At 49.4% G+C, this 4,448-nt stretch carries 4 protein-coding genes; 3 read left to right on the top strand and 1 reads right to left on the bottom strand.

Annotated elements, in window-relative coordinates; translation table 11 throughout:
• Nucleotides 1–301 precede the first annotated feature (301 nt).
• A complete protein-coding gene (locus AYK82_RS14225; protein WP_068317401.1) occupies nucleotides 302–1,180 on the bottom strand; it encodes a LysR family transcriptional regulator in 879 nt (292 codons plus the stop codon).
• A gap of 416 nt (nucleotides 1,181–1,596) precedes the next feature.
• Here AYK82_RS14225 and AYK82_RS14220 point away from each other — a divergent pair, with 416 nt between their 5' ends.
• Genes AYK82_RS14220 through AYK82_RS14210 form a run of 3 tightly spaced genes read left to right on the top strand, consistent with a single transcriptional unit; the run spans nucleotide 1,597 to nucleotide 4,317 of the window.
• Nucleotides 1,597–2,235, top strand: a complete 639-nt coding sequence (locus AYK82_RS14220; RefSeq protein WP_068317395.1) for a 2OG-Fe(II) oxygenase — start codon at nucleotides 1,597–1,599, stop codon at nucleotides 2,233–2,235.
• A 4-nt stretch (nucleotides 2,236–2,239) separates the two neighbouring features.
• On the top strand, nucleotides 2,240–3,049 hold the full coding sequence (locus tag AYK82_RS14215) for a 2OG-Fe(II)-dependent halogenase WelO5 family protein (protein ID WP_068317393.1): 810 nt from the start codon (nucleotides 2,240–2,242) through the stop codon (nucleotides 3,047–3,049).
• On the top strand, nucleotides 3,040–4,317 hold the full coding sequence (locus AYK82_RS14210) for an MFS transporter (protein WP_068317390.1): 1,278 nt from the start codon (nucleotides 3,040–3,042) through the stop codon (nucleotides 4,315–4,317). Before AYK82_RS14215 ends, AYK82_RS14210 begins: the two co-directional genes overlap by 10 nt.
• Nucleotides 4,318–4,448: the final 131 nt, after the last annotated feature.

Below are 4,448 nucleotides of genomic sequence, written 5' to 3'. Positions count from 1 at the left end.
AGTGTATTTCGAGCGTCCTGAGCCCATTCCCATCTCCTGCAACAATCAAAGTCAATATACTCGATTGTCCGGGATCATGGACGAACTCCAACCTGTCCGAAGTTCCAGAGCCAGCTCTAACGCCCTTGTTTTTTGCACTTTTCCGTTAGCTGATAATGCGGGTTTGAACTGATTACTGCAGGTCCACCGCAAATAGTCTGGGTTCAGTTGCGGGAAATTCGGGATTTGCCACTCTGATATACTCATTCAGTTCTGGCTTATATCAGTAATGTATGCAGATCGCTCTACCTAACCATATCTTTCAATAGTTTTCTTTTAAGAAGTCAATAAACGCCCGGATGCGCGGTAGCTTCTGCCGGCCTGGTAGAACTAGAGCTGAAATTTGCTTTGGTTCGGGGCAGTGTCTCCCTTCAAACAGTTTCACAAGTTTTTCATCTGCAATCGCTTGCTCACCCAAGAAATCACCCACTCGAATGACTCCGAGCCCAGAAAGCGCCATTTCCAGAAGAATATCCGCATTATCTGCAGTGAATGACCCTTTCACCGATGTCATCACGATGTCATTGCCTTCTTTTATTGGCCAGGAAGCTTGTGATCTGAACCCTTTAAGAAGTAAACACTCATGCTGATCAAGGTCACCTGCCTGTTTTGGCACGCCAAATTTATCCAAATATTCGGGACTCGCTGCGATTATTCTTTCTACGGTACCCAAAGGAATGGCTATCAGGTCGCAATCGTCGGTATGACCAACACGAATGGTTACATCTACTTGTTCTTGAAAGGGGTCAATTCGGTGATCGCAGACCGTAAGGTCTATTGTAACTTTCGGGTTCTGACGCAAAAAGCCCGGTAGAACCTTCCCCAGTTTGTGCCGCGCATACGCAGTGCCGCAGTTAACACGCAAATGCCCTTGAACTTCATTAATCGCCTGGGAAATATCATCTTTTGCAGCTTTTGCGGTTGCTATAAGCTGACGGGCATAGTCAAGAAAAATATATCCTTCCCGAGTGAAGGTCAGCTTGCGCGTGGACCGATAAAGGAGTTGCGCTCCAATACGCACTTCCAGTCTGGATATCTTTCGCGAGACAGCCGACGGCGTTATGCTTCTTACTTCAGCGGCGGCGGCAAAGGAGCCGTGGTCTGCTACGAGCACCAACATTTCCAAATCAGCGCTTAACATCTCATCCTATACATTCGTGCCCTACAGGCAAAACAATCTGACCAAGACTATACTATATCTATATTGAAAATAACAATAAAACCAAAGCAGAAGATAACAATAGCAAGCAACAACAGGTTGCTATGATTGGTTGAGTGGGAAGATTATTCCGCGATCCAATCAACAAATCGACAATTTTATTCTGTTGGATAGATAATTAATAGGATAATACATTGTATACTAGCTCAGTAAAAACTATCGATAATTGTAGCAATTGCCAGAGTAACTGCGGTCAAAGCTTCGTTATTGAGACGGATAAGTACGGCCTTTCAAGCTCCCATATCAAAGCTCTCGTTTCCGGTAAAGCGTGTGTGGTAAGGGTATCCGCGTTTGCCAACCAGCACGCATGCGACGTGATTTCTAATGGGCAGGCCGCTATGGGGTTCGAACCCTACATAAACGTTTCAGAAGTCCGCAAAATCGGAATGGCTTTTTACGAAACAGAGTTGAAGGCCGATCTGCTTGATGCGTACTTCGACCTTGCTGAGAAGAATCGCCAAGAGTTTCGCCGCGCATGTGAACCCTACGGATCGCCACTGGATAGTCTGCGCGCCATTTTAGATGATATCTGGCCAGCCGGTGCAGGGCTCCAAACTATGTTTGGGCGCAAGATGTTTGTCGGTCTGTCACGAATGGTCGAGCCCAATACCACTTTTCTAGCTCACCACGACATCTTTGCAGAAGATGCGCCCGGAATAGAAGAGGCCGAAAGCCTTACCGCCCAGTTTGCCGCCAATATCTACTTCAGCGTTCCGCAAAAGGGCGGTGAGTTGCTCATGTGGCATCGTAATCTCACCACTTCGGAATTTGATGAGCAACGCAAAGGAAAATACGGTATCTCGATTGAGGACCTTCCTGCACCTGATGTGATCGTCAAACCGAACACCGGTGATCTTCTTCTATTTGACTCTAGAAAAATTCATGCCGTTGCCTCCCCACAAGACTCGCCCCGCAGAGCTGTCTCTTTTTTCGTAGGCTATCGCGGCGAGGATAATCCTCTAACATATTGGAGCTAATCCGATGATGACCTCAACCTTAACTGCCCCATCGACTGCCAGCCATACTGCAGTATCGGATAGCTTTCGAAAAGCTGACCTGCTTTCCTTGATCCATAATGAAATCCAGATTCTGCGCATTCCCAATTTTATTGGTGAAAACGCATGCCGAAGTATCTCAGATGGTCTGAAGAAAACCGGTTATAACGACTATTTGAATGCCCCTCAGGTTGGGCGCATCGGAATGTCGTACTTCGAGACAGGCCGACAGCCGGATATCATTGAGCACTATTTCGCCAATGCTCTAGCAAACATAAACCTGCTGCGCGAGGCGTGTTCACCCTACCCGTGCCCCATGGACACGTTTCGATGTGTTGTTGACGAAACCTGGGAAGCTGGATGTACCCTACAAACACTCTACGAGAAAAAAATGTTTGTCGGTCTGTCCCGTTCCATGAAGCCGGGCATCCCGCTCAAAGCCCACCATGACATGTTTGGGCGGCACGCACCTAACACCCCGGAGAGCGACAGTCTTATCAGCCAGTTCGGAGTAAATATCTATATCGACGTGCCGGAAACCGGCGGTGAGCTTGGGATGTGGGATGACGAGCTGTCGGATGATGAATTCCTCGACCGCCGCGGTCAGGACTATGCAATCCCGCTCGATCAGCTTCGGCCCTGCGATTACTCGGCCAAGCCTGAAAACGGAGATCTCATCCTCTTTAATGCAAGAAAGCTCCATGCTGTTCTTCCCGGCGAAGGAAAGGATCGGCTGACCATCTCGGCGTTTCTAGGATATAGAGGCGAGAAGGAGGCGCTCACAGTATGGAGTTGAATTCCTCCGGCAAGCAAAAGCGGAAATTGGGGGCGCTAGTCCTTGTTGTTTTCGCTCTGGGTTACCTTTTATCCTCTCAACTGCGCGGAGTTACAGCCGCTCTTGCACCACATTTCACCTCAGAATTCGGGATCTCACCTTCCCAGTTGGGATTGCTGGCGGGGTCGTACTTTGCCTCGTTCGCGGTTCTGCAACTGCCCATGGGGGGCCTGCTTGACCGTTTTGGGGTTAGGCGGGTCCTTTGCATAAGCCTCATGATTGCAGCGCTTGCATCCTTTTTGTTTGCAATGGCGGATTCGTTCAACGGACTGTTCTGGTCACGCTTCTTAAGTGGAATTGGTGTGAGTGCCTGCCTCGTCGCTCCGCTTACAGCAGCGCGGTTATGGACCACAGCCGCTCAACAACAACGGCTTAACTCGTGGATGCTGATGGCAGGAGCGTTGGGACTTGTTCTGGGCACTCTCCCTTCGGAAGGAATCGCAAGTACATATGGCTGGCCCTCTTTGTTCGTTGCGCTCGGAGTAGCCTTTGCTGTGGTTGCCCTTCTGGTTGGAGTCGCTGCGCCTGGCCAGGAGGCTGGGAGCGCTCAAAACAGGCAAGGTATCTGGCATGGGTATGGAGCGATCCTGCGCACAAGGTACACTTGGAGTATTGGTATTCTAGGTGCTCTCAACTACGCAATCCTGGTCGCGGTGCAAACCCTCTGGATCGGTCCTTGGCTAACCGAGCTCGGCGGACAAAGCACCCGTGAAGCTTCATTCAATCTTTTGCTGGCCAACATCATCATGCTACTTGTATTTTTGGTGATGGGGTTTCTTTCACCCAAATTCAACAAGTCAGCAGACGACGGAGAGCGCTTGCTGCGCCGCTGGACACCCGTCAGCATAGCCCTTTTATTTATCATTGCGGGATTAGGCGCTGAAGCACAGTGGTACTGGTTCGCTTTGTACTGCGTCTTTGCATGGCCGTTGTCGGTCACCCACCCCCTCATTGGCCAGCGGTCTAAACCAGAGCGGGCAGGAAGGGCCATTGCCTTTTATAACTTGCTTCTGTTTGTCGGTGTGTTTGTTTGGCAATGGAGTTTCGGACTTGTGGTTGCTTTCATTACTCCGAAATTTGGACTGGAACCTGCATACAAGGTTGCAATGGTTTCATTGGCTTGTTTGTCAACGATTGGCTACGGGTACTTTGTGCTGAGCATAAAAAAGAGTGTTGCTGTAGTCGAGTCTGCGAGTGATTTGTCCACTTCGCCCAAGTCGGATATCTGATTTTGATCTCCTTTTAGTGCGGAAGATGTTTTCATGTCGATTTGGAGTTCGTCCATGATCCCGGACAATCGAGTATATTGACTTTGATTGTTGCAGGAGATGGGAATGGGCTCAGGACGCTCGAAATACAC

The organism is Polycladidibacter hongkongensis (assembly GCF_001561995.1).
In the GTDB taxonomy this organism is placed as follows: domain Bacteria; phylum Pseudomonadota; class Alphaproteobacteria; order Rhizobiales; family Stappiaceae; genus Pseudovibrio; species Pseudovibrio hongkongensis.
This window is presented reverse-complemented; position numbering and strand designations above follow the sequence as displayed.